Here is a 22,959-nt window from a genome sequence, read left to right on the forward strand (position 1 = left end):
CTTTGATGATAAAACATGTGTCTGTGGCGGCGCTGCCTGTCGCGGAGAACTTTATTATACAGAAGAACCGTATCGAAAACAAAGCGGACAAGTATTGCAAACGCGTCTGCGTTGTTACGGGGACTCACGGCGATGAATTGGAGGGGCAGTATGTTTGCGCCCGGCTGGCGAAGATTCTTAATGACGGGAAACAGAAGTTATCGGGCATAGTGGATATTTATCCCGCCGTAAATCCGCTGGGGATCGATTCCGTTACGCGGGGGTTTCCCATGTTCGACTTGGACATGAACCGCATATTCCCAGGTTCGTCATCGGGGTCGCTCGCGCGGAAGGCGGCATACGATATTATGCGCGACATTGACGGCGCGGATATGTGCATTGACATACACTCAAGCAACATCTTCCTGCGCGAAATACCGCAGGCGCGAATAAGCGAACAGAACGAAGCCTCGCTTTTGCCATACGCGGTGCTGCTCAATGTTGATGTCGTGTGGATACACGCGTCGGCAACCGTGCTTGAATCGACGCTGGCGCATTCGCTTAACATACGCGGCATAAAGACGCTGGTTGTCGAGATGGGCGTTGGAATGCGAATAACGGAGAGCTACTGCGCCCAGCTTGTAGACGGCATATTGAACCTGCTGCGCGAACTTGGAATGTGGAGCGGGGAAACGGCGCGGACGCGTCTGCCGCTTGTCTCAAAGGATCACAGCGTGGGTTTTCTAAATTCGGACGCGGGAGGAATATTTATTCCCCTCGCTACGCATGGCAGTCATGTAAACACTGGCGATTGCGTCGGCATCGTCATAGACCCGCTTACCGGTTCCGTTGTCGAGGAAACGTTTGCCCCATGCGACGGCTTGTTGTTTACGTTACGGGAGTACCCGGTCGTCTTTGGCGGATCGCTTTTGGCGCGGATTATGGAGGACTCTAAAAATGATTAAAGACATTATATACTCGATCAAATCGCCATATCGGCAGAGCATGGACATTGTAGGGTACACTTTCGGCTCAGGCGAGCGCTCGTGCTGCATAGTGGGGGCGTTGCGCGGCAATGAGATTCAACAGATGGCGATCTGCGCCCAGTTGGTAGACACGCTCAAGCGCATGGAGGAGAACGAGTGCGTTTTACTGGGCAAGAGCGTAATGATCATACCGTGCGCGAACAATTACTCCATGAATATCGGCAAACGCTTCTGGACAATGGACAACACCGACATCAACCGAATGTTCCCTGGATACGATCAGGGCGAGACGACGCAGCGAATTGCTGACGGGCTGTTCAAGTCGGTAAAGGATTATGTCTACGGCATACAGATGGCGAGTTTTTACCGTGATGGCGAATTCCTGCCGCACGTCAAAGTGATGGACACGGAATGTAGAAAGCCTGAAACCTACGAGTCGCTGTCGGACTTCGGCCTGCCCTACGGCCTGATTAGAATACCGCAGCCTTATGACACCGCGACTCTCAACTACAACTGGCAGATTTGGGGCTGTCAGGCCTATTCGTTATTCTCGACATACACCGAGCACATCGGGAAGCAATCCACGCAAACCGCAGTGAACGCGGTACTGCGCTTCCTTATCGCCAAAGGGATACTCAGATGGGCGCTTCACGGCGGAATGCACACGCGCATATTAAACGAAGGACTGATAAGAAACGTCCAGACAAGCAGCGCCGGCATATTAAAAAAATACGTCTCGGTAGGTGACGAGGTTGCCGAAGGCGATCTGCTCTGTGAGATAATTCATCCTTTAGAGGGGAACACGATAGCTAGGATAGAGTCGCCAATGGAAGGGACGATTTTCTTTGCCTACAATAAACAGTTGGTGATGGAGCATACCGACGTGTTCAATATCGTGCCGTTTTCAAATGTATAACGGGGAAGAATTTACCACGAACTGTACCTTCGGTACATGCGCGAACAAGGAGCGAGCAAAGAGGGATTAGTTAGTGTGCGTGAATTTCTTCAAAAAGAGTGAAAATTAGAGCAGGTTGTTGAAATTTTGTCCTTATCATTATATATTTAGAATATGTCGCAGGCAGTGAAAGATTTTTTAGTATATGTAATTGAACTCTGCGCTGAAAGTTATTTTAACGGGAACAAGACAGCCGCTTACAATCAATTAAAAAACACCAATCAACTTTCATTTTATCAGGACACTTATGATACGTCGCATACATTATCTTCCGGATATATTCTTGAAGAAATGAAAGAAAAATTTATTGAATACGGAATTGCCCTATGATTTTATATCACGGCTCGCAGGAAATTATAAAAACCCCCGACCCTTTTTGGGGAAGAAAAAACGTTGACTTTGGACAGGGGTTTTATTTAACCGATCTTAAAGATCAGGCTGTTCGCTGGCTTAACCGCAGAGTAAAAACTAATCCTCAAAAAAAGGGTATTTTAAATTTATATGAATATACTGAAAACAAAAATCTAAATATCAAGGTATTTAACGGTTATTGTGAAGAATGGCTGGATTTTGTCGTTTTGAACAGATCAGGCGGCGTTATTCCGCAAAATATGAATTTCGATATTGTTATTGGGAATGTCGCTAATGATGAAGTTATTGTCGCGGTAGACAATTATATTGCGGCTCTTAAAAAAGGCAGAGTAACAAAAAATACAAAGCTTGCGTTATTGGACGAACTTTCTTTTTCAATGCCAAACAGCCAATATTCTTTTAAGACTGTCATTTCATTAAGCTGTCTGAAATTTATTAAATCGGAAGAATTGTAATGAAAGATACCGCCCTTGTCAGCATGACTATTGATGAAATTGCCGCGCAAAAAAACATCTCTTTGGACGCTGCTTTTGATTTGTTCTACACGTCAAAAGTATGCGAACTGTTAAGCGATAGAGAGACAGGGCTTTTTACTTATGCTCCGCAGGATTTGGCGCGAATGATAGATTGTACAATGACTGACGACTGATGCCTGGGTGGGTACTGATGGTTATATTTCAATGCCGGTTTTCTGTATTTCCTGAAGAAATCCAGCATAGTCTCCGTCTGGAATAACAATATGCGGTTCTATTCTGAAATCAACATTTTTCCGTAAACGCCAAATCGGCACAATTGCGTCTTCGTAATCGCCAACCCATTTATTAACTACAAACGCAATGTCAATATCACTGTCTTTTTTTGAACAATCTTTTGCATAAGAACCAAAAAGATATGCTTTTTCTATCTTCATCGGGAAGTTGCTTTTTTTTACCAGTTCAAGGTATTTTTTCGCTATTAAAATTATATCTTCTCTTTTATCCATGTTATCAATTCCTTTGTCTGCTCAAAAATACTTTGGGTTCTTTCATTGGTTAAATATTTAGCTGTTTTGTTCTTGTAGTCAGGATAACGCGCTTCTATATTGAGCGGATTTAAGTTTTCCAGAAAAAGAATTTGCTTGTCATTTAATAAATTGTAAAGCCCCGTTTGCTGGGCGAGATATTCCAAATCATGTTTAAATGGCGGAGTATCATTTTTTACTTTTGTATAATAGCCCTTAAATATTTTTTCTACCGCTTGATGACACAAAAATCCGGCATATAAATTATGTCCGTTTTTTAGTAATGTTTCCGCAACGGCAATATCATTGTTTGACAAATTAACCCAATATTCAATTTTTTCTTTGTTGGTCAACTGAATCTCCTATAGTAATTATAATGCAAAAATAGCAAAAATATAAGCGTTTTACATCACATTGTAACGGTTTACACTTGGTCGTGGATTATTATGTTCCACTTCTTTTCAGCGCGTCTTCCAGAATTTTTTTCGCCACCTCGGGATTCCCCTTCCCGCCAAGCTTCTTCATCACCTGCCCCATCAAAAACCCAAAAACTTTTTCCTTTCCGGCGCGGTAATCCGCGACTGAGTTCTGATTTTCACTTATAACCGCTTTTACCGCTTCGATTACGGCGTTGTCATCGTTAATCATGAGCAATCCCTTTTCAGCGATGTATTTTTCTGGATCGACATTGTTCGTGAATACGGCTTCAACTGTTTCTTTGTACGCGCTTCGGTTGATTTTCCCGTTTGTAATAAGAGTGATAAGAGCGGAAAGTTTATCGGCGTTTATCGAAAGATATTCCGGCAAGACATTGGCGTTGTTCATCAGCCGCATTATTTCACCGGTTATAAGGTGCGCCGCTTCTACGGGCTGCCCGCTTTGCCGCGCTACGGTCTCAAATAAATCGCAAATATTTTTGTGAACGGTCAGAACCGCAGCTTCGGATTCGGGTATCTTAAAATCGCGGCAGTAGCGTTCGCGTTTTTGATGAGCCAGTTCAGGCAGATTTTTTCTTATGGTTGCAAGCCATGAGTCGTCAATCTCCATCGGCAGCAGATCAGGCTCAGGGAAGTAACGGTAGTCTTGCGCGTTTTCTTTTGAGCGCATACCGTAAGATTCAAGTCTTTCATCGTCCCAACGACGCGTTTCCTGAATTATATGCCCGCCGTCTTCCAGTATTTCAATCTGACGCGATGTCTCATATTCAATTGCCCGCGCGATCGCTTTGAAGGAGTTCATGTTTTTTGTTTCGGTACGCGTGCCAAGTTCGCCGCCTACGGGGCGCACTGACAGATTGATGTCGGCGCGGATGGAGCCTTCCTGCATTTTGCAGTCGGACACGTCAAGGTACAGAAGAGTCTCGCGCAATTTTTCTAGGTAGGCGATTACTTCGGCTGCGTTGCGGAAGTCAGGCTGGGAAACAATTTCTAAAAGAGGCACTCCGCAGCGGTTAAAGTCCATGAAAGTGTTCGCGCCGTTTGCGTCGTGTATCAGTTTGCCAGCGTCTTCTTCCATGTGTATCTCGCGTATGTTGATTGTCTTTTTTTTGCCGTCAACTTCGATGTCGAGATGACCGTCTCTGCAGATTGGAGCGTAGAGTTGCGATACCTGATAGGCCTTTGGCAGATCGGGGTAAAAATAATTTTTACGGTCAAACTTGCAGTATTTGGTAATGTTAAATCCAAGAGAAAGCCCGAGCCGAAGAGCGTACTCCACTACGGAGCGGTTAAGCACGGGCAATACGCCAGGCATTCCCGCGCAGACGGGGCAGACATGGGTATTCGGCTCGCCGCCGTAAGCGACAGTGCAACCGCAGAAAATTTTTGACTTTGTTGAAAGTTCGGTATGAACCTCAATGCCGATTACGGTTTCCCACTTCATGCTTTAATCCCTTTTGGTTTTTGCAAATGGTAATCGGTACGGGATTGATAAACCTTCGCCGCGCCGATAAGTTTGTTTTCAGAAAAAGCGTCTCCGATGAGTTGGAAGCCGATTGGCAAACCGCTGGAATCAAATCCGCAGGGAAGCGCGACGGAAGGGAGTCCCGCTAAATTGATCGACACGGTGTAAATGTCTCCCATGTACATCTTCATCGGGTCGCCTGAATTTTCCCCGATACGGTACGCCGTTGTGGGCGCGACAGGGGAGAGTATCATGTTGTACTTTGTGAACAGCGCCGTGTATGCGTCTTTGATAAGAGAGCGTACCTGCAAGGCTTTTTTGTAATAGGCATCGTAGTACCCGGATGAAAGCACAAACGAGCCGAGCATTATTCTTCTTTTTACTTCCAGTCCGAAACCTTCGTTGCGTGAAAGGCGGTACACTTCGGAAAGAGACTGCGCGTTGGGGCTGCGGTAACCGTATTTCAAGCCGTCATAACGCGAAAGGTTTGACGACGCTTCGGCGCACGCGATAATGTAGTAGGTGGGGATCACGTAATCCATAAACGGCATTTCAAATTCTTCTATAATAGCACCAGCCGCCTGAAACTCCTTAGCTGTCGCAAGAACGGCGTTCTTTACTTCATCGTCAATACCGCCCGCGAAATAATTGCGAGGCAATCCAATCCTCACGCCTTCCAAGTTTGATTTTACTTCGCCTTCACCTGACCACTGCAAGTGGTCAGGAAATTCAAACGAGTTTTTTATGACGCAGGTGCTGTCCCGCGCGTCAGGCCCTGAAATGATCGACAACAGAGCGGCGCAGTCGTCAATGTTTTGCCCGATTGGGCCGATCTGATCGAGAGACGACGCATACGCCACAAGCCCGTAACGCGACACTGAACCGTAAGTCGGCTTGATGCCGGTAACGCCGCAGAATGAGCAAGGCTGGCGTATGCTGCCGCCCGTATCGGAACCGAGAGCGATGGGCGTCTCTCCCACGGCTACGGCGGCGGCGCTTCCACCAGAGGAACCGCCTGCGACACGCGTAGTATCCCAGGGATTATGCACCGCGCCAAACGCGCCTGTCTCGCTTGAGCCGCCCATAGCGTACTCGTCCATGTTGAGTTTGCCGATTACTACCATGTCTGCTTTTTCCAGCTTTTCAATAACCGCCGCGTTAAACACGGGCGTGTAGTTACCAAGCATTTTAGACGCGCATGTTGTTTTTATTCCCTCTGTAGAAATATTATCTTTAATGGCGATTGGCACGCCCGCAAGCGGTGAGAGCAAACTGCCGCAGTCAATCCGCGACTGAATTTCTTTTGCGCGCGCCAAGGCTTTCTCTTTTGATACCGTAAGAAAAGCGTTATAACGGCTGTCGTTTTTTTCGATTGATTCAATGTACGCGCCAACTGCTTCAACCGCGCTAATTTTTTTTGCTTTGATGAGTGCGGATAACTCCAATGCGCTTTTTTCAAACATAGCCGTCAACCTTTTTACTCGACCGTCTTTGGAGCGATAAACATTTGATCGTTCCTGACAGGAGCGTTTTGCAGTATTAGCGAGCGGTCAGACGAAGGGCGCACTTCGTCATCACGAAAATAATTTACATTGTCAAAGGGATGACTGCGCTCAACCACGCCGTTAGTGTCAATTTCACTAAGCCGCGCCATGTAATCGAGAATCTCTTGCAAATCGCCAGTCAATCTGGTTTTTTCGCTATCTGAAAGCGTAAGGCAGGATAAATCCTCCAGATACGCGAGCAGTTTATCGTCTATTTGCATGATAATCTCCGTTTGTTACTATAATAACTCAATTCCGGCGGACTTGCAGCCTGATACTGTTTTTTCGTCCCATACGGAAACCTGCACTTCTCCGACATGCGCTTTTTGAAGCAGAAGCATGCACAGTCTTGACTGTCCGATGCCGCCGCCAATTGACAGCGGGAGTTTGCCCTCAAGCAGCATTTTGTGGAAGGGCAGTTTTTTGCGGTGATCGCATTTTGCTTTGGCAAGCTGCGCGTCCAGCGATTTATCGTCAACTCGAATTCCCATCGAGGAAATTTCAAAAGCGCACCCAAGAAGATCATTCCAAAAAACAATATCGCCGTTTAACGTCCAGTCGTCATAGTCCGGGGCGCGTCCGTCGTGCTTGATGCCCGATTTTAATAAATCGCCTATCTGCATGATAAAGGCGGTTTTGTTTTCTTTTAAATAGGCGTTCTCGCGCTCTTTCACGGACAGTTTTGGGTACGCGTCCTCAAGCTGCTGAGTCGTAATAAATTTCACATCACGCGAAAGGTTGACTTTTAAAGCCGGATATGTCTCTTTAATTTTATCCGCCGTATCGCAGATTGCGTTTACAATGGCGGTTACGGTCTTTTTCAATAATTCCTCATTGCGCGAAGCCTTGTCGATGGCCACTTCCCAATCCCATTGGTCAACGTAAATGGAATGAAGGTTGTCCATCTCTTCATCGCGCCTGATGGCGTTCATATCGGTATACAAACCTTCACCAATGGGAAAACCGTACTGGTACAACGCCATGCGTTTCCATTTGGCAAGCGAATGTACAATTTGCGCGGTACCATGAGTCTCTTTTATCGCAAACTCAACCGGGCGCTCAACACCGTTGAGGTTATCATTCAAGCCCGTTTGCGGCTCGACAAAAAGCGGCGCGGATACACGCTTGAGGTTAAGAGCGCTTGACAGATTATCCTCGAATATCCGCTTTATCATTCCAATAGCTATTTGGGTTTCATAAATCGGCAAAATTGGCCGGTATCCGTCCGGTACAATCAATTTACTCATTTCATACTCTCCATTAGTAAAAAAAATAGACGCGGCAGACCCAAGTCCACAGCGCCTTTGCTGTTCATTACAAACTTATAATAGCGCAAAGCGGTTAATGCTGTCAAGTATTCATAGTGACACAATTAATCGGAAACTTTAGCGATAACTTCGACTTCAACAAGAACTCCGCGCGGCAAGGCGGATACGGCCACGCAGGACCGCGCCGGTTTTCCGGTAAAGTACTGTGCGTAAACTTCGTTGAACGCGGCAAAATGATCCATGTTTGTTAGAAAACACGTTGTCTTTAATACTTGTGTAAAATCGCTCCCCGCCGCCGCAAGTACCGCCGCGATATTTTGCATAACTTGCTCCGCCTGTTCTTTTATGCCGCCCGATACCACTTCCCCTGTTTCCGGCGACAACGGGATTTGACCGGAGGCAAAAAGAAATCCGTCTGTTACGATAGCCTGGGAATACGGGCCTATTGCTACGGGCGCTGAATTAGTTGAAATTGTTTTCATGGGGGTATTATACATTTATATTTGTATTCTTTCAATAACTAAAAGACGTGATTGACGCGCTTAATTGGCTTTATTAAACTAGTGTTAAAAGTATAAGGCGATAAACTGTGATTAATGTTAAAGAAACTCCCAAGACTTATGAATCATGGCTTGAGGCCGTGAAACAGGGCTGTATATCCATTAAAAATGTTCCTAAAGAATTCAATACGGCGGAAATGTATATTGAAGCTGTGAAGCGGAACGGCAGAGTCCTTGAACTTGTCCCTGAAGAATACAAGACAGGGGAAATGTGCGTTGAGGCTGTGAAGCAGAACGCGGGTTTTCTTAAATATGTCCCTAAAGAATTTAAAACGGTGGAAATGTGTATTGACGCTATGAAGCATAACGCGTGTTTCTTTAAATATGTCCCTAAAGAATTCAAGACGGCGGAAATGTGCATTAAAGCTGTGAAAAGTTACGGCAGAACCCTTGAATTTGTTCCTAAAATATTCAAGACGGTGGAAATGTGCGTTGAAGCCGTGAAAAATTACGGAAGAGCCCTTGAATTTGTCCCCCAAGAATTCAAAACTGTGAAAATGTGCATTGATGCTGTAAAGCAGAACGCAAATGCCCTTGTATTTGTTCCCGAAAAATTCAAAACGGCGGAAATGTACATTGAGGTTGTGAAGTATAACGCGGACGCGCTCCAATATGTCCCCGAAAAATTTAAAACGGCGGAAATGTGTCTTGATGCTGTGAATCATGATGTCAGATTACTAAGATTTGTCCCTGAAAAATATATAACGCGAGAGTTATTAAATGAAGTAACAATGCAGGAAGGGTTTTTTAAATAATAATCCTAGAATAACTAGAAGATGAAATCACTCAATTTTTTATTAGTTTCGTTAAATATTACCGGATACATGGGATATGGTCCGTCGTAATCATCAGGATTATCGGTTAAAACAACTGTTTTATCAGCCAGTATTGGCGGGTCGGGCCATGGTGTGTATGAGTCAGTCATTACGACGATTAAATCAGGATTCCATTTATTTTCCAGAATATAGCGAAGTCCCGCGCCCATATCAGTTCCGCCGCCCGCTTTGCTTTTAATTGTTTCTTTTTTTAAATCGAATCCGCGCATTATATTTTGGACATCTGTATCTACTTCAAGTATTGAAATATCAATTGCCATATCCAGAATATCAATCATGCTCTTCATAATGCCGTACATTTTATCTGTTATATTATACATTGAACCGGAAATATCCATTATGATTACCAAAGATATTTTTATTTTTCTGTCAATAAAAACGGGAAGGATAATATCGGGGGTATGGACATACCTGCGGTTTGCCTTTTCAAATGTTCTGTATTTATATCCCGCCGTAATTTCCGTTGTTTTTGTTGAAATGATATTTTGAAACACCTGTTCCCAGCGGTATTCTCTTTTTTTTATTTTGCGGTTTATGTCATAGGCGTCATTTTCCGTCCCTATGTTTTTTTCATGCTCTTTACATTCCTTAATTAATTCATTTATAACATTTTGAATGTTGTCGTTATAACCATTCATGTTGAGATCATTATTTGGCATTTTGCTTTGCCTTTGCGCGCTTTTTTCTTTTATTAAAAGCAAATATTCTTCGTAGGTTTTTCTTTTGGGAAAATTAAAAAATTTCGCTATATACGCGTCTTCGGGCAAACTAATTATAGGCGAAGACATATTTTCCCGCGCATATCCTTTATATATCTTAATGTCCTTTGCTATTATTTCATTTATCTCAATGTCCATTGCTATATTGTGGATATCAAAAGGTAAAGTGTTTTTTAACGAATTATTCATGTATCTTGCATGATGACTGTTCATATAATGAAGTATTTCGTGGAGAACGATCCCGTTTAATTCCCCGTCTGTCAGTGTTTTTACAAACGACTCATTATATGTTATAACAAGCGAACAGTTAATGTTCATTGTATCCGTATTTTTATTATCCGGCATAAACCGCAATTTTGTAATAGCAGGATAATAATATGGAAACAATTCCCCAATTTTTTTTGCGGCTAAAAGCGCACGGAACTCAGGAGAGTAGTCCACTATATAGGCCTGTTTGAGAATTTTTCAAGCGCTGTTATGTGTAAAAGATTCCAACATGGGATACGTTTGCTGAATTCGCGGATATCTTCTTGTTTGAGCGTTTTACTTTTCAAAAGATGTTTCATGTTTGAGAATAAGTATTTCATTATCAGGTTATCATAAGATGCGTAATTTCCGTAGGCGTTATTTTCATTATGAAGAACATTAAGGATTTGTACCCAAAGTTCAAGATATTTTTTCGGGTCTTGTTCCAGATAATATACCAAAGTAGACATTATCTGAGAAACATGATCATGACGGTCAGGATAAGGCAAACGGAATTCTTTTTCTTTCCCGACTAAAGCTGGTAAATCAACCTCAAGTCCTTTAAAATCTTTAATGAACCTGATAAATAAATTTCCGGCGGCGTTCCCTATACATCCCTTTATCAGTTCATTTGTATATGACGAATCATTTTCGTCAAGGACAGACAGGATTTTTACCGTCATATCCCATGAACGCGGAGTAGGATACGCGAATTCATGTGGATCTGATATAGTTCCGTCAACAGGGAAGGCGTCAAGGAATTCGGGATGTTGCTTAACAAAATTTACAACCGCAAGACGGTAATTATTGACTTTCTTTATTTGGTCTTCGTCCTTGTTAATTTTGGCTTCTTCATAATTTTGCCAGCCGGATATAAACCCGTCCATAAAGAAATCTATGTTCATATTGTAAAAGATATGGCAAAAACGATTCATCAAGGCAAGGCTCATGTTATGCGTGCCGGTTATGTTGTTATAATTTCCGGCGGCTACCCGGTATATCGTTTTTGGAATTTCAAATTCGCCGAACTGGCAATCTTGAATAATTGACAAAAGCGCGACTTGAATTACCGGTGAACATGTGGTTATTTCGTCAAAAAATAAAATGCCGTCCGGGTTGTTCTTCATTATCTGAACGTATTTTGGCTCGGAGAACTTCAATGTTTTTCCGCCGTCTCCGCCCTTCCCGTCTATTAAGTAAGGTATGCCCGAAAAATCTGTAGGATCAGATTTGTTTCCGGATCGGATTTCGGTAGGCCGTCCTAATGTTTTCCCCAAAAAATTAACGGTGCTGGTCTTACCGCCGCCGGGGTTTCCCCAGATCATTGTGGGTATTTTGGTGTGATAGAGTCCGAATAATAATTTGAAGAGTTGATTTTTGTTCCAGTTATAGATGGGGGTTTCTTGTTTAGGCATGGGATTAGTTTAGCGAAAAAGGGAAGGTAGGGCAAGGGGGGCGGCGTACATAGCGATACAATTAGCCGGAAATTTTGGCAATGACTTCAACTTCAACAAGGACTCCGCGCGGCAGGACGGATACGGCTACGCAGGAACGAGCAGGTTTGCCTGTAAAGCACTTCGCGTAAACTTCGTTGAATGCGGTAAAATGTTCCATGCTTGTCAGGAAGCACGTTGTTTTTACCACCTTTGTAAAATCGCTCCCCGCCGCCGCAAGCATCGCCGCTATATTTTACATAACTTGTTCCGCTTGCTCTTTTATGCCGCCCGAAACAACGGCACACGTTTCCGGCGACAATGGAATTTGCCCTGACGCAAAGAGCAGTCCGTCTGTTATAATCGCCTACGAATACGGACTGATTACTGCAGGCGCTGAATTTGTTGATATTACTTTCATGGGGTATTATCCATTTTTATTGGGTTGTGATCAATAAACTATCAGATTGTTTTTTGATATTTTAAATTTTTAAGAACAATAAGCGGTTATCTGGTTTTATTATTTAAACAAATTTGGACCAAAATATTCTATATTGTTTAAAAAAATAGGTCTGGACATATCTGTTTAGCCTTGCAGCAATCTTCCTTGGCTTTATCATTATCCCCCAAAAGTTTATAGACATCACTCCGGTGATAGTATGCTTCGGCATAACGTGGGTTTATTTCGATTGCTTTATTATAATCTTCTATTGCACGATCAAAATACTTCATGTATTTATAGCAAACTCCCCGCCTTAAATACGCCTCTGAATCGTCAGGCTTGATACTGATGAGTTTGGTAAAATCAGTAATTGCACTCTCTATATTGCCGTTCATAAACAGTAAACAACCTCGGTTAAACAAGGTGTTTTCATGTGTTGGATCAAGCAGAAGCGCAATATTAAAGTTAGCCAATGCGTTTTTGGTAAATTGTTCACCCAGTTTATTATACAGATTACCACGGTTGTAATACCCATTAACATAAAAGGGATTTAATAATAATGCAATTTTAAGACATTCGATTGCCTGTTCATAACTACCTGCTTTATCAAACTTAAGCCCCATATTAATTACTTTTTCACAATAAAATTCAGTTCTTGAAGGGAAGGATGAAATAACTTTTTCTGTGGGATTGAAGTCGGAATGAATATTAACAAATATCATTCGCAAATCATCTGTCTCCTTTATGCGATTAAGCAATTTCTGCTTCTCTGCTCCAAACATTTCAAGGGCATATCCGTATCCGTAATAATCATTTATATCCTTTACTTGTCTGGGATTGCAAAATCTGTTAATAACAATAGCTTCCAGAAGAAATTGCCCCAAATATGCTCCTGCATAAGCAATACCTTCGTTAAAAGCCTTTTTATAGCCATCTACTATTGAGTCTTGTGCTTCTTTATTTTCTTTTAACTTTTCACCTATTTCAAAAACCTTTGCCCTTGCCTTTAACCATTGGGAAAAAAACTTTTTTGAATTATAGCATTTGCTTTCTATGGCTGTAATAATTTCATCTGATTTTACTGGATCAAATTTTTCTTGATGCTGATATACAAGACACATATAAATTAAATCAATCTGCTCTAAAAATTCAAGATCATTTTCTGTGTAAAATTCTTCTGGTTTTCTGTTTTCATTTATCATAGTTACTATGTCTATTATTATTTTTTCTTGCTCTATTTCAGAAATATCTAAAATTTCTTCCATAGCTTTTTTAGCATTTTTAAGCAGATACAGTCCTATTAAACGATGTATATGTGTTGTTTTACCTTTTTTAAGCAGAAAATCTAAAATAGGCTCTAAAATTTTCCATGTAGGGTTATAAACATCCTCATTACGCCAATTTAAAATATTTTCATCCAGATTGAAATTCGTTTTTGGGGATCTGTTATAATCAAAAAAATAGGGATACTTAATTTTTGACTTTGGAATTTCCTCAATAATTATTTTGAGGGTATCAAGATCGTTTTCTATAAATTCTTCGACAGCCTCTTTATACAATTGAGTAAAATTATCTGCCTTCTCGTCATTGCTGAGTAATTCATATAATTTAGGCTTTTCTGTTCTCAAATCGTCAATTTTTAAACTATACGAATCTTTTAGTTCTTTATAAAAAATACCTCCATCATTATATAGTTCGTTAAGTACTTCTTCTAAAGATACCGTTTTATATAACTTTGGATATTCTATGTATTTTCCTTCCCAATATTCTTTTATTTTAATACGAAAACTATTTCCTGTTCTTTTAAAATCGTTATCAATATCAAAAAAAATTTTTTCATAAGTATCAGTCAAAAATTCCATGATAGAACCTCTTGAAATTTTATATACACTGCCATCATCTAAAGGTATTCCTTTTAGTAGACGATTGTAAATGAAACAGAATACTTGTTTTCTCAGATGAAACATTACCGTTTTGGATTTTAGTTTTTCAAAAGGCGTATGCCAAGTGAGTGCGAAAAAAAACTGCCATGTAAAAGAATCAACTATTATCATGGCGAGAGGGGAAACATTATATTTACCTTCTAAGATTTCTTTGAAAAACAAAGCAAAGTACCATTGGGGACTTCCTTTTGTTGCAGTTTCAAATTCTGAATAAGTTCCTTGACCATCATAAATCCTCTCTAATTTCTTTTTATACGCTTCTGGTTTATTTCCTTCCTTTTTAACAAGATCAAGGATGACAATTTGCTCAATAGTGTCAATTAATAATCCCGTTGCCTCTCCGAATGTTACATTTCCATATCTATCTTTTTCCTGTCTTTTCATGGCTAATACAGTATATCAAGATAAAATTAATATTTAAACCTCAAATTTAATTAAAAAACAGTTTTTTGTCGCCTTTTTTCGCCATGCAAGGGTATCAAAAAACACTTAATATGCATCTAAGATTCCTGCGTATGCGGGACAAATTCTTAATTTTTAGGGAGCTATTTATGGCAAAAGGAAGTAGCGGTTTTAAAGGCGGCGGCGGAAAATCTGCCCCAAGAGGCGGCAAGGGAGGCGTTGGATTCGTTCCTTCAAGACCAGGCGGAAACAAGCCAAGTATGACAGGAAATCCATCTGGTTTGGGTAGAGGAAACCTGCCGCCAAAAGGCTAAGGTAAACCACGGGAACACGGGAGAGTATTGTTTTTTGCAATCAACTTCCGTGTTCCCAACATTCTCAAAAAAACAATGGAGGAGAAATTTATGGAGAAAAAATTTGCAGTTTTTATTGACGGGGATAATATCTGCGCAAAGGATTATGTATCGGCAATTAGGGAGATAGCAACCTATGGGGAAATATTAATGAAACGGGTATACGGCGATTGGACAACTTCCAATATGAATACATGGAAAGATGTTCTTGTAAAAGAACCAGCAACACCCTGCCAGCAATTCCGTTCAGGGAAAAACGCCACTGATACTCGAATAATTATGGATGCTATAGAATTAATGTTCCAAAACGCCAATGTTAACGCATTTTGTATAGTCTCTACCGATGCGGATTTTTGCGGACTGGCTCAGCGGTTGCGCGAGAATGGAAAATATGTTCTTGGTATAGGAAAAGAACATTCAAAACCAATCTGGCAAGAGACTTGTGATAAATTTGTAAAACTTGAAAGTCTTAACTGCGAAGAAACAGGTGTTTTGCTTGAAAGACCAAGACACTTTGGCTTGATCGAGAATGATCGAGGGGTTTTTTATTGTTCGCTTACTGATATCGACGGCGATATTAAGAACATGGCAGAAGGGGCACAGGTAACATTTAGAGTTCTTAAAGAACCTGATTCGTTGCAACATGAAAAAAGGAATCAGCGAGGCAAGGCGGCTAATGTACGCCTTGTTGCGTGAAATCTTTATAAACACTTGCGTATGCAGGTGTAATTTTTAACTAGGAGAATATTATGTCAAAAGAATATATAATCAACTTGCATTTATTGGAAAATTGTAATTATCGCTGTAAACATTGTTTTGCTCATTTCGATTCCACCGGAAGACTTTCTGTTCATGACTGGAAAAATATCATTGACAATATTACGAAAAGAACTACTGTCTCCCGTTTTAATCTGGCGGGGGGCGAACCGTTATTGTATAAGGGAATTGATGAAGTGATTGAGTATATCAACGCTAAAAATATTCAAGTCTCTCTTATCACTAATGGACATCTTTTATCAGAAGAACTTATTCGCAAATTTAAAGGAAAAGTTTCGATGATTGGTTTAAGTATAGATGCGTTCCAACCTGAATTGCTGCTAGAAATAGGGCGTTGTACTCAAACTAATGAAATTCTTTCTCCTGATAGGTGTGTTGCGTTATGTAAGTTTATACATGAAAATGGCATACATCTTAAAATAAATACTGTAGTTTCAAGACTGAATCTGCATGAGAATTTTACCGATTTTATTAAGACTGTATGTCCAACACGATGGAAAATATTAAAAATAAAACGGTTTTCCAATAACAGTTTTGACAACGCCGAACTGGAAATAACAGATGAAGAGTTTAACAAGTTCTGCTCAACCCATGCTTCACTTTCTCATATCGCGGAAGCTAGTTTAAAAAATTCCTATATAATGATCGATGCGAGGGGAAAGCTAGTTGATAATAGCGATGAAACATATAAGGTTATCGCTGATTTATTGAGGGAAGATTTTAAGACAAGATTTAATGCTATGAGTTTTAATACAAAACTGTATGAATCCAGATATAAAAAAGCTAGTTGAATTTCTATAGAAAATTTTTGCCCTCCGCTTGGACGGAGGGCTTATTATTTCTTACGCGGATTGTAAAGCGATGAAAAAACCTGACTCCAATAACCTTATATCTCCTGATAACCTTAATTTCGCGCAGCCGAATGGCTGCGCATTATAATCGAACAGGAGATTATATCTCCTGATAAGTCCCCAAATAATCAAACATATCCGTCTCCTGCTCAAGCTCCGCCAGCACCTGCTTCAGTTCATCAGAAATAACTGGCGTGTCAATGTCAAAATAAAAAAGAAATTCAAAGGCTTGTCCGGAAATGGGGCGGCTTTCCAATTTATTCATGTTGATTCCGTGCGCGTAAAACTTAGCGAGGACGTGGTAGAGGGAGCCGGGCTTGTGTTTCAACGCCAACATAAGGCTTGTTTTATGCGCTCCGGGATAGATTTCAGGCTTTTTAGAGATGCAGATAAAGCGCGTGTAATTGTTGTCGGTGTTCTGGATGTTGAATGACAGCGCCTGCAAACCGTACAGTTCCGCGCAATCGCGCGATGAAATAACCGCCGCGTCAGTCCTCCCTGAATTTGCCGCTTGCATGGCGGCCATTGCCGTATTCGCGCACTCAGTAACCTTTACGTTTTTCCAAGATTTTAAAAAACGGCTGCATTGGCGAATCGCCTGTTCGTGCGAAAACACTTCTTTAATATCGTCCATCTTCGCGCCGGGCGCCGCCAGTAACGTGTGCGTTATCGGCAATTTAACGCTTCGCACAATGTAAAAGCGGTAACGGTTCATAAGGTCGTACACTTCGTTGACTGAACCGGCGGAACTGTTTTCAAGCGGCACTACGCCGTAACGGCACAAGCCGCCGTCCACCGCCTGAAAGACACCTTCAAAGTTGTTGAAGTAAGTGATGTCAGCGGGAGAGAACAATTTGTCGCAGGCGGCTTGTGAATACGCTCCTTCCACGCCCTGACACGCGACAATAGCCCGCGAAGGAAAACTGTCGCTCATATGCTGAACCGCGTCTTCAAGCAATTTCTTTACGGCCGAATCGTAATGCTCCTGCGCCTTCTGATGACTGTGGCTAATCTCGAAAATGGAAGAAAACAAAACCTTGACATACCCCGAAAGCTCAGGCCGCGCCTTTTCGCAAAGCCTGTACAGAATTTTTCTCTCATGCTCCGTATCAATAACAGGCAGCCCCTTTTCTTTTTTCTCCTTTTCCATCTCCAGCGCAATCCCCATGCGCTGTTCAAACAACTTCAGTAAATTGTCATCAATATTATCAGTTTCCTGATTCAGCTCATCAATCCCCATAATCCTTCCTCTCTTTCTTCTTTTTTATTTCTTCTCTTTTCTTTTTTCTTTTATTTTGTACTTTTCCCAACAATATCTAAAATCTTCTGAACATCACGCGCCAAATCGGCGAAAGCTTCCGGCTTAATCGACTGCGGCCCGTCGCACAGCGCATGGGCTGGATCGTTGTGCACCTCGATGATCAATCCGTCAGCGCCTGCGGCGGCTGAGGCCATTGACAGCGGGTACACAAGAGCCGCGTCACCGGCGGCGTGGCTTGGGTCAATGATGACGGGCAGATGGGTCAGCCGCTTTAACATCGGCACGGCTGAAATATCTAGCGTATTACGAGTGGAAGTTTCAAAGGTGCGGATGCCGCGCTCGCATAGAATAATTTTTCCGTTTCCGCCTGACATGATGTACTCGGCGCTCATCAAAAGTTCTTCGAGCGTATTTGCAAGGCCGCGTTTAAGTAGGATTGGCTTTTCCTGCCTGCCAAGTTCCTTTAGCAGTTCAAAGTTTTGCATATTGCGCGCGCCGACTTGAATAAGGTCAACCTGCTCGAACATTGGCAGATGGTTAGCGTTCATTATCTCGCTGACTACGGGCATTCCCGTAAGTTCCTTCGCTTTTAACAAAAACTCAATGCCCTCATCGCGAAGCCCTTGAAACGAATAGGGAGAAGTGCGGGGTTTGAACGCTCCGCCGCGAAGAAGATTCGCTCCCGCCTCTTTAACATGTCGCGCGATACCGCAGATCTGTTCAGCCGATTCTACGGAGCAGGGGCCGGCGATAAATTGAAAATGACCGCCGCCGATTTTATACCCGTTCATGTCTACGACAGTATCGTCCGCGTGAAATTTGCGGTTGGCGTTTTTGTATGGTTCGCTGATCCGCTGTACGCGTTCTACAATGTCCATGCCGCCGACAAGTTCCGCGTTAAGGCTATGCGTGTCGCCTATCAGTCCCAACACAGTTTGATAAACGCCTCTGTTTACGTTGACGCGCAGTCCTTGATTCTCAAGCCATGAGATCAGATTTTCCAAACTTTTTTCATTCGCGTCTTTTTTAATAACAACAATCATAAATAACCTTTAATAAAAAATTTATTCCCACTCAACCGTCGCCGGAGGTTTTGAAGTAATATCGTAAACAACGCGGCTTACGGTAGGAATTTCCGCCGTTATCCGCGATGAAATACGGTCTAACAATTTGTGGGGCAGGGGAGCGTATTCACAAGTCATAAAATCATCAGTCTTCACCGCCCTGACCGCGATTACATAATCATAAGTCCTGTCGTCGCCCTTAACGCCTACAGAGCGCGTATTTGTAAGGACGCAAAAATATTGATCCGGTTTGTCCTTCATTCCGTCAAGTTCTTCGCGGAGGATCGCGTCAGCCTTTCGTAAAAGCTCAAGCTTTTCTTCAGTAACTTCGCCAATGACGCGGATGGCAAGACCGGGGCCGGGGAACGGCTGGCGGTTTACAATTGACGAAGGCAGGCCTAACTTTTTACCCATGACGCGCACTTCGTCTTTGAAAAGGCGGGACAGGGGTTCCACAACTCCGTTAAAGTTGAGTCCTTCGGGAAGTCCGCCTACATTGTGATGGCTCTTTATAACCGCGCCGTGTTTGCCTCCCGATTCAACTACGTCGGGGTAGATTGTTCCCTGCGCCAGAAACGGAATATCTCCAAGTTTGGCCGCTTCTTCTTCAAACACGCGGATAAATTCCTCGCCGATGATCTTGCGTTTTGCCTCTGGTTCCGTCACGCCTTTTAATTTTTCAAGGAAGCGGTCTTTCGCGTTGACTCGGATAAAATTAAGTTTTTCCTTTGAAAAGACGCGCTCTATTTCATCGCCCTCGTTTAACCGCAATAAACCGTGATCGACAAAGATGCAAGCAAGCTGTCCCGGTATTGCTTTAGATAAAAGTTTCGCGCATACGGAAGAATCAACTCCGCCCGATAAGGCGAGCAGAACATTATCACTACCCGCTTTTTTTTGGATTTGCTTTATTTGCGTTTTAATATAATCATCAAGTTTATAATCTCCCGAAGCGCCGCATACGTCGTATAAAAATCTGCTGATAATTTTTTCCCCGCCTTTGGTGTGTTTTGTCTCGGGGTGAAACTGAACGGCGTAAAGTTTTTTCGCTTTGTTTTCGCAGGCGGCGACGCAGACCGATGTTTTTGCGGTTTCACGAAAACCTTTTGGCAAACGGGTTACGGCGTCTCTGTGGCTCATAAGGGCGGTAAAAGGCTCTTTCTTGCTTCCAAGTATCTTTGACGTTGTTTTTGCCGGCGTTACGGTTACGCGTCCGTATTCGCCTTTGTTTCCGTACGCGACTTCGCCTCCAAGCGTATAACACATAAGATGCATTCCGTAACAGATGCCAAGAATAGGTATCCCCAACGAGAAAATTTTAGGATCGCACTTGGGAGAATCGGACATATATACGTTGCTTGGCCCGCCTGTCATAATAATGCCGATGGGTTTTAGTTGTAAAATTTCATCAATTGTAATGCTGCCCGGTTTTATTTCCGAATAAACCGACAACCCTCTGACAGTCCCCGCGATAAGTTCCTTATACTGCCCGCCAAAATCCAACACCAATACCAACTCGCTCATTGATAAACTCCTTTTTTTAACTATATCATTGACGGGAAATAATGTTAAGGGGAGAAATAAGGCCATTGAAAAAAAGCCCCTCGCAAAGGCGCAAAGGCGCAAAGGGTTTTGTTCGTAGGATTACCGTTCTTCCTTCAAGATTGGTCTGTAAGACCGTTAACGGTTCTTATTATTCCATCTTTCATAACTTCTGCGCCAAAATTTAAGATAAAACCAAGTTTTGTATTGGTTAATTTTAAATAAGTTAATAATTGTTTTTTGTGTACGCCTGTAATTTTTTCTGTTGATTTTAGTTCAATTATTACTTTACCTTCAACAAATAAATCTACTCTAAACCCTTCCTCAAAATATTCACCTTCATATTCTATTGGAATAGATACTTGTCTTTGGACAGATAAACCTTTTTTAAATAACAGTTTCATTATGATCACTTCATAAACGCTTTCCAGCAGTCCCGGTCCTAATTTTTTATGTAAATTTACGGCAGTATCAACTATGATAGAGCTGATTTCATTTTCATTCAATTCCATAATTAATTCTATCTAATTCATACAACAATTACCATATCTTGTTCAACGATAATCTCTCGAATCATGCCTCTGCCAATTTGCGCCTTCTGAGACTGTAGGAAAAGTATTTTTCGCAAAGAATATCACGCAAAGAACGCAAAGGCGCAAAGTTGTTGTTCGCAAGATCATCGTTTTTCCTTCAATATTTGTAGTTAAACTAATAGATTTAGTTAATAATGGGCTATCGTATAGGAACTTTGCGCCCTTTGCGTCTTCGCGCCTTTGCGTGAACCTCTTTTCCGAGGTTTTCCTACAGTCTCTCGCGCCTTTGCGAGAGTAAATTTGGGAATAATACTATTCGTGTGTCAGTTGCCTCACGTCTCCAAAAAAAAGCCGCCCGCGACGGACGGCTTTTTAAATCTTTAAAAAAGTGCGTTACAACTTTATTCCTCCTAATTGACCATAAGCTCTCCAGCAGTTTACTCCGTCAATGAAGATGTTTAAACCTGTTGTGGTAAGATTGCCGAAGATGATAAGGTCGTTGTTATACTTAAAGCCGGGCGCCAAAAGTAGGTTGATTGTCCGGTTTTTGTCTTTGCTTATCTGGTAAAAAGGATCAAGAGTGATGGTTATTCTGTTTATTCCCGGCGCCGGGTCTAGATTATTAGGGTTGCGGGAATCGTAACTTACGTCTTTTATGGGGAGAAATACAAAATTATCCAACTTTGTAGAGCTAGTTAAATTGTTGATATTGCTGTTAGGGTTACTGTAATTATAAGCCAGTTTGACGTTTTTATTGAATGTAGCGGTGTCCAACGCGCTGAGCCAGTGTTCAGTTGTAGTTGTGTTTGGAAGCGTACCGGTAGTTACATCTATTCTTTTAAAATAAATTTCCAGTTTGACATTTCTCCCATCGGCATCTGAACTAACATTGCAGTAGTCAACTGGCGAATTTGTTTGTAACTGCCTGTTTGAGTTATAAAACATTATCGGATCAGAAGTGACCATGTAATTTTTGTAACTTGCGTTAGTACTGCCAGTTACAGCGATTTTTTGCTTTATGTCAAGAAAATTCTCAGCAGTTGTCAGGTTTTTCATGCCGATGGCATAAGCGCGGTATATATCCCCGTCTTGCGGAGTAACGCTGACGGCAAGATACCAATCGCCGTCAGCATCGCTGGTTGTATCGGAATCGACTGATTTAACCGATCCCATATCCACCCATGTTTTGCTTGCCGCGTCGTATTTCTGCAACTTTATCTTAGACATTAGAGCTTCAATAACGGCTTTCTGCTGTGATTTTAAATCTGCAGAAGAGTAGGAACCTAAATCAAGAGTGGCAATACAAATGTCTTGCTCGGTCAGGATGGTAGTTACGGTGTTAGTGGAAGTTGTCTTAGCAATAATATCAAGAGAAATATTTATTTCAGGTCCGGTAAATTTGTTGTTAACGCCGCCGGAGGGCGTTACTGCGCTGTACACGTCATCGTAAACAGCTTCGCCCGCAATTCCGTCATCGTTAGTGTCCAATTTTATGCCGTTTGCGAAAGTGTACTTGGTTGCGTCAATTTTTATCACAAAGGTTTTATCCGGAACGGCTGTCAATCTGATTGTAACATCTTTTAAATGACGGCTGACAAATTCAAAATCTACATCTGATTCTTTAGTACTTACTTCGGTATATGAAGATGTGCCGTTAGTGAATGTATACATGCTTATAAATTCTTTTAAGGCGGCGGTTGTTATATCTCTACTTAAAATATCCGCTTCGACGGGAAAAGTAATTTTTATTTCCCTCTGCGCTTCTGTCGGAGTGTCGGGAGGCGCCTTATAAGTAATGGTATTGGCGGATAATACCGGTATATGATTGCTAGTGTTGACGTTATCATACTTAGGGTTTTTTGCGTCCCTAATCTCGGTGAAATCGCGCTGGGTCAGTTCAACTTCCGGCGTACACGCAAGCATCGCCAAAACGATAATGGCTGTTAACGCGGTAATTTTTATTGTTGTTTTCATATTATGTTCCTCCTTTA

Annotated in this window: 26 protein-coding genes; 10 read left to right on the top strand and 16 right to left on the bottom strand. The window is 42.1% G+C overall.

Going from position 1 to position 22,959, the window contains the following annotated elements; translation table 11 throughout:
- Nucleotides 1-5: 5 nt before the first annotated feature.
- The 5 genes from ACYVRA_RS02240 to ACYVRA_RS02260 all read left to right on the top strand — a co-directional run bounded on the left by ACYVRA_RS02240 (nucleotide 6) and on the right by ACYVRA_RS02260 (nucleotide 2,941).
- Nucleotides 6-944 (top strand): M14 family metallopeptidase, encoded by a 939-nt coding sequence (locus tag ACYVRA_RS02240; RefSeq protein ID WP_461251122.1) that lies wholly within the window; start codon nucleotides 6-8, stop codon nucleotides 942-944.
- A complete protein-coding gene (locus tag ACYVRA_RS02245) occupies nucleotides 937-1,881 on the top strand; it encodes a M14 family metallopeptidase (protein WP_461251123.1) in 945 nt (314 codons plus the stop codon). Before ACYVRA_RS02240 ends, ACYVRA_RS02245 begins: the two co-directional genes overlap by 8 nt.
- Nucleotides 1,882-2,034: 153 nt before the next feature.
- Nucleotides 2,035-2,250, top strand: a complete 216-nt coding sequence (locus ACYVRA_RS02250; RefSeq protein WP_461251124.1) for a DUF3791 domain-containing protein — start codon at nucleotides 2,035-2,037, stop codon at nucleotides 2,248-2,250.
- Complete coding sequence (locus ACYVRA_RS02255) at nucleotides 2,247-2,747, top strand: DUF3990 domain-containing protein (RefSeq protein WP_461251125.1); 501 nt, start codon at nucleotides 2,247-2,249, stop codon at nucleotides 2,745-2,747. Before ACYVRA_RS02250 ends, ACYVRA_RS02255 begins: the two co-directional genes overlap by 4 nt.
- Nucleotides 2,747-2,941: a hypothetical protein gene (locus tag ACYVRA_RS02260; RefSeq protein WP_461251126.1), complete on the top strand. Its 195-nt coding sequence runs from the start codon at nucleotides 2,747-2,749 to the stop codon at nucleotides 2,939-2,941. The genes ACYVRA_RS02255 and ACYVRA_RS02260 overlap by 1 nt, the downstream gene beginning before the upstream one ends.
- Nucleotides 2,942-2,962: 21 nt before the next feature.
- Here ACYVRA_RS02260 and ACYVRA_RS02265 read toward each other — a convergent pair whose 3' ends face one another.
- The 7 genes from ACYVRA_RS02265 to ACYVRA_RS02295 all read right to left on the bottom strand — a co-directional run bounded on the left by ACYVRA_RS02265 (nucleotide 2,963) and on the right by ACYVRA_RS02295 (nucleotide 8,488).
- Complete coding sequence (locus ACYVRA_RS02265) at nucleotides 2,963-3,274, bottom strand: nucleotidyltransferase domain-containing protein (RefSeq protein ID WP_461251127.1); 312 nt, start codon at nucleotides 3,272-3,274, stop codon at nucleotides 2,963-2,965.
- Nucleotides 3,253-3,645: a HEPN domain-containing protein gene (locus ACYVRA_RS02270; RefSeq protein WP_461251128.1), complete on the bottom strand. Its 393-nt coding sequence runs from the start codon at nucleotides 3,643-3,645 to the stop codon at nucleotides 3,253-3,255. The genes ACYVRA_RS02265 and ACYVRA_RS02270 overlap by 22 nt, the downstream gene beginning before the upstream one ends.
- A gap of 91 nt (nucleotides 3,646-3,736) precedes the next feature.
- Nucleotides 3,737-5,173, bottom strand: a complete 1,437-nt coding sequence (gene gatB, locus ACYVRA_RS02275) for an Asp-tRNA(Asn)/Glu-tRNA(Gln) amidotransferase subunit GatB (protein ID WP_461251129.1) — start codon at nucleotides 5,171-5,173, stop codon at nucleotides 3,737-3,739.
- Entirely contained in the window at nucleotides 5,170-6,657 is a 1,488-nt protein-coding gene (gene gatA / locus ACYVRA_RS02280) for an Asp-tRNA(Asn)/Glu-tRNA(Gln) amidotransferase subunit GatA (protein ID WP_461251130.1), read from the bottom strand. The genes gatB and gatA overlap by 4 nt, the downstream gene beginning before the upstream one ends.
- Nucleotides 6,658-6,671: 14 nt before the next feature.
- The gene (gene gatC / locus ACYVRA_RS02285) at nucleotides 6,672-6,959 is read right to left on the bottom strand and encodes an Asp-tRNA(Asn)/Glu-tRNA(Gln) amidotransferase subunit GatC (protein ID WP_461251131.1); all 288 of its coding nucleotides are present in this window, start codon (nucleotides 6,957-6,959) and stop codon (nucleotides 6,672-6,674) included.
- A gap of 18 nt (nucleotides 6,960-6,977) precedes the next feature.
- Entirely contained in the window at nucleotides 6,978-7,985 is a 1,008-nt protein-coding gene (asnA, locus tag ACYVRA_RS02290) for an aspartate--ammonia ligase (RefSeq protein ID WP_461251132.1), read from the bottom strand.
- Nucleotides 7,986-8,110: 125 nt separating this feature from the next.
- The gene (locus ACYVRA_RS02295; RefSeq protein ID WP_461251133.1) at nucleotides 8,111-8,488 is read right to left on the bottom strand and encodes a RidA family protein; all 378 of its coding nucleotides are present in this window, start codon (nucleotides 8,486-8,488) and stop codon (nucleotides 8,111-8,113) included.
- A 107-nt stretch (nucleotides 8,489-8,595) separates the two neighbouring features.
- On the opposite strand from ACYVRA_RS02295, the gene ACYVRA_RS02300 reads away from it, so the two are divergent.
- A complete protein-coding gene (locus ACYVRA_RS02300; protein WP_461251134.1) occupies nucleotides 8,596-9,321 on the top strand; it encodes a DUF4116 domain-containing protein in 726 nt (241 codons plus the stop codon).
- A gap of 14 nt (nucleotides 9,322-9,335) precedes the next feature.
- Here the strand turns inward: ACYVRA_RS02300 and ACYVRA_RS02305 are convergent, their stop codons facing one another.
- The 3 genes from ACYVRA_RS02305 to ACYVRA_RS02315 form a co-directional block, all read right to left on the bottom strand.
- Nucleotides 9,336-10,562 (bottom strand): VWA domain-containing protein, encoded by a 1,227-nt coding sequence (locus tag ACYVRA_RS02305; RefSeq protein ID WP_461251135.1) that lies wholly within the window; start codon nucleotides 10,560-10,562, stop codon nucleotides 9,336-9,338.
- A complete protein-coding gene (locus ACYVRA_RS02310; protein WP_461251136.1) occupies nucleotides 10,562-11,782 on the bottom strand; it encodes an AAA family ATPase in 1,221 nt (406 codons plus the stop codon). Before ACYVRA_RS02310 ends, ACYVRA_RS02305 begins: the two co-directional genes overlap by 1 nt.
- Before the next feature lie 61 nt (nucleotides 11,783-11,843).
- A complete protein-coding gene (locus ACYVRA_RS02315) occupies nucleotides 11,844-12,044 on the bottom strand; it encodes a Rid family hydrolase (RefSeq protein WP_461251137.1) in 201 nt (66 codons plus the stop codon).
- On the opposite strand from ACYVRA_RS02315, the gene ACYVRA_RS02320 reads away from it, so the two are divergent.
- On the top strand, nucleotides 11,980-12,258 hold the full coding sequence (locus ACYVRA_RS02320) for a hypothetical protein (RefSeq protein ID WP_461251168.1): 279 nt from the start codon (nucleotides 11,980-11,982) through the stop codon (nucleotides 12,256-12,258). The genes ACYVRA_RS02315 and ACYVRA_RS02320 overlap by 65 nt on opposite strands.
- A 100-nt stretch (nucleotides 12,259-12,358) precedes the next feature.
- On the opposite strand, the gene ACYVRA_RS02325 is transcribed toward ACYVRA_RS02320, so the two are convergent.
- On the bottom strand, nucleotides 12,359-14,569 hold the full coding sequence (locus ACYVRA_RS02325; protein WP_461251138.1) for a tetratricopeptide repeat protein: 2,211 nt from the start codon (nucleotides 14,567-14,569) through the stop codon (nucleotides 12,359-12,361).
- Nucleotides 14,570-14,736: 167 nt separating this feature from the next.
- Here ACYVRA_RS02325 and ACYVRA_RS02330 point away from each other — a divergent pair, with 167 nt between their 5' ends.
- The 3 genes from ACYVRA_RS02330 (at nucleotide 14,737) to ACYVRA_RS02340 (ending at nucleotide 16,508) form a co-directional block, all read left to right on the top strand.
- Nucleotides 14,737-14,901 carry a hypothetical protein gene (locus tag ACYVRA_RS02330; protein WP_461251139.1) on the top strand — a complete coding sequence of 55 codons (165 nt, stop codon included), beginning with the start codon at nucleotides 14,737-14,739 and terminating at the stop codon, nucleotides 14,899-14,901.
- A 90-nt stretch (nucleotides 14,902-14,991) separates the two neighbouring features.
- On the top strand, nucleotides 14,992-15,636 hold the full coding sequence (locus ACYVRA_RS02335; protein WP_461251140.1) for an NYN domain-containing protein: 645 nt from the start codon (nucleotides 14,992-14,994) through the stop codon (nucleotides 15,634-15,636).
- A gap of 53 nt (nucleotides 15,637-15,689) precedes the next feature.
- On the top strand, nucleotides 15,690-16,508 hold the full coding sequence (locus ACYVRA_RS02340) for a viperin family antiviral radical SAM protein (RefSeq protein WP_461251141.1): 819 nt from the start codon (nucleotides 15,690-15,692) through the stop codon (nucleotides 16,506-16,508).
- A 160-nt stretch (nucleotides 16,509-16,668) separates the two neighbouring features.
- Here the strand turns inward: ACYVRA_RS02340 and ACYVRA_RS02345 are convergent, their stop codons facing one another.
- The 5 genes from ACYVRA_RS02345 to ACYVRA_RS02365 all read right to left on the bottom strand — a co-directional run bounded on the left by ACYVRA_RS02345 (nucleotide 16,669) and on the right by ACYVRA_RS02365 (nucleotide 22,942).
- A complete protein-coding gene (locus tag ACYVRA_RS02345; protein WP_461251142.1) occupies nucleotides 16,669-17,808 on the bottom strand; it encodes a bifunctional chorismate mutase/prephenate dehydratase in 1,140 nt (379 codons plus the stop codon).
- A gap of 50 nt (nucleotides 17,809-17,858) precedes the next feature.
- Nucleotides 17,859-18,872, bottom strand: a complete 1,014-nt coding sequence (gene aroF / locus ACYVRA_RS02350; RefSeq protein ID WP_461251143.1) for a 3-deoxy-7-phosphoheptulonate synthase — start codon at nucleotides 18,870-18,872, stop codon at nucleotides 17,859-17,861.
- Nucleotides 18,873-18,893: 21 nt separating this feature from the next.
- Nucleotides 18,894-20,417: a glutamine-hydrolyzing GMP synthase gene (gene guaA, locus ACYVRA_RS02355; protein WP_461251144.1), complete on the bottom strand. Its 1,524-nt coding sequence runs from the start codon at nucleotides 20,415-20,417 to the stop codon at nucleotides 18,894-18,896.
- Between the two features lie 134 nt (nucleotides 20,418-20,551).
- On the bottom strand, nucleotides 20,552-20,947 hold the full coding sequence (locus tag ACYVRA_RS02360; RefSeq protein WP_461251145.1) for a GxxExxY protein: 396 nt from the start codon (nucleotides 20,945-20,947) through the stop codon (nucleotides 20,552-20,554).
- A gap of 414 nt (nucleotides 20,948-21,361) precedes the next feature.
- Nucleotides 21,362-22,942: a hypothetical protein gene (locus tag ACYVRA_RS02365; protein WP_461251146.1), complete on the bottom strand. Its 1,581-nt coding sequence runs from the start codon at nucleotides 22,940-22,942 to the stop codon at nucleotides 21,362-21,364.
- Between the last annotated feature and the right edge of the window lie 17 nt (nucleotides 22,943-22,959).

The sequence above is a fragment of the Treponema sp. R8-4-B8 genome (assembly GCF_054786175.1).

Bases quoted from the DNA above. Each gene is read 5' to 3' on its own strand.
- ACYVRA_RS02240 (WP_461251122.1), top strand. From the start codon at position 6: ATGATAAAACATGTGTCTGTGGCGGCGCTGCCTGTCGCGGAGAACTTT.
- ACYVRA_RS02245 (WP_461251123.1), top strand. From the start codon at position 937: ATGATTAAAGACATTATATACTCGATCAAATCGCCATATCGGCAGAGC.
- ACYVRA_RS02250 (WP_461251124.1), top strand. From the start codon at position 2,035: ATGTCGCAGGCAGTGAAAGATTTTTTAGTATATGTAATTGAACTCTGC.
- ACYVRA_RS02255 (WP_461251125.1), top strand. From the start codon at position 2,247: ATGATTTTATATCACGGCTCGCAGGAAATTATAAAAACCCCCGACCCT.
- ACYVRA_RS02260 (WP_461251126.1), top strand. From the start codon at position 2,747: ATGAAAGATACCGCCCTTGTCAGCATGACTATTGATGAAATTGCCGCG.
- ACYVRA_RS02265 (WP_461251127.1), bottom strand. From the start codon at position 3,274: ATGGATAAAAGAGAAGATATAATTTTAATAGCGAAAAAATACCTTGAA.
- gatB (WP_461251129.1), bottom strand. From the start codon at position 5,173: ATGAAGTGGGAAACCGTAATCGGCATTGAGGTTCATACCGAACTTTCA.
- gatA (WP_461251130.1), bottom strand. From the start codon at position 6,657: ATGTTTGAAAAAAGCGCATTGGAGTTATCCGCACTCATCAAAGCAAAA.
- gatC (WP_461251131.1), bottom strand. From the start codon at position 6,959: ATGCAAATAGACGATAAACTGCTCGCGTATCTGGAGGATTTATCCTGC.
- asnA (WP_461251132.1), bottom strand. From the start codon at position 7,985: ATGAGTAAATTGATTGTACCGGACGGATACCGGCCAATTTTGCCGATT.
- ACYVRA_RS02295 (WP_461251133.1), bottom strand. From the start codon at position 8,488: ATGAAAACAATTTCAACTAATTCAGCGCCCGTAGCAATAGGCCCGTAT.
- ACYVRA_RS02310 (WP_461251136.1), bottom strand. From the start codon at position 11,782: ATGCCTAAACAAGAAACCCCCATCTATAACTGGAACAAAAATCAACTC.
- ACYVRA_RS02320 (WP_461251168.1), top strand. From the start codon at position 11,980: ATGCTTGTCAGGAAGCACGTTGTTTTTACCACCTTTGTAAAATCGCTC.
- ACYVRA_RS02315 (WP_461251137.1), bottom strand. From the start codon at position 12,044: ATGCTTGCGGCGGCGGGGAGCGATTTTACAAAGGTGGTAAAAACAACG.
- ACYVRA_RS02325 (WP_461251138.1), bottom strand. From the start codon at position 14,569: ATGAAAAGACAGGAAAAAGATAGATATGGAAATGTAACATTCGGAGAG.
- ACYVRA_RS02330 (WP_461251139.1), top strand. From the start codon at position 14,737: ATGGCAAAAGGAAGTAGCGGTTTTAAAGGCGGCGGCGGAAAATCTGCC.
- ACYVRA_RS02335 (WP_461251140.1), top strand. From the start codon at position 14,992: ATGGAGAAAAAATTTGCAGTTTTTATTGACGGGGATAATATCTGCGCA.
- ACYVRA_RS02340 (WP_461251141.1), top strand. From the start codon at position 15,690: ATGTCAAAAGAATATATAATCAACTTGCATTTATTGGAAAATTGTAAT.
- ACYVRA_RS02345 (WP_461251142.1), bottom strand. From the start codon at position 17,808: ATGGGGATTGATGAGCTGAATCAGGAAACTGATAATATTGATGACAAT.
- aroF (WP_461251143.1), bottom strand. From the start codon at position 18,872: ATGATTGTTGTTATTAAAAAAGACGCGAATGAAAAAAGTTTGGAAAAT.
- guaA (WP_461251144.1), bottom strand. From the start codon at position 20,417: ATGAGCGAGTTGGTATTGGTGTTGGATTTTGGCGGGCAGTATAAGGAA.
- ACYVRA_RS02360 (WP_461251145.1), bottom strand. From the start codon at position 20,947: ATGGAATTGAATGAAAATGAAATCAGCTCTATCATAGTTGATACTGCC.
- ACYVRA_RS02365 (WP_461251146.1), bottom strand. From the start codon at position 22,942: ATGAAAACAACAATAAAAATTACCGCGTTAACAGCCATTATCGTTTTG.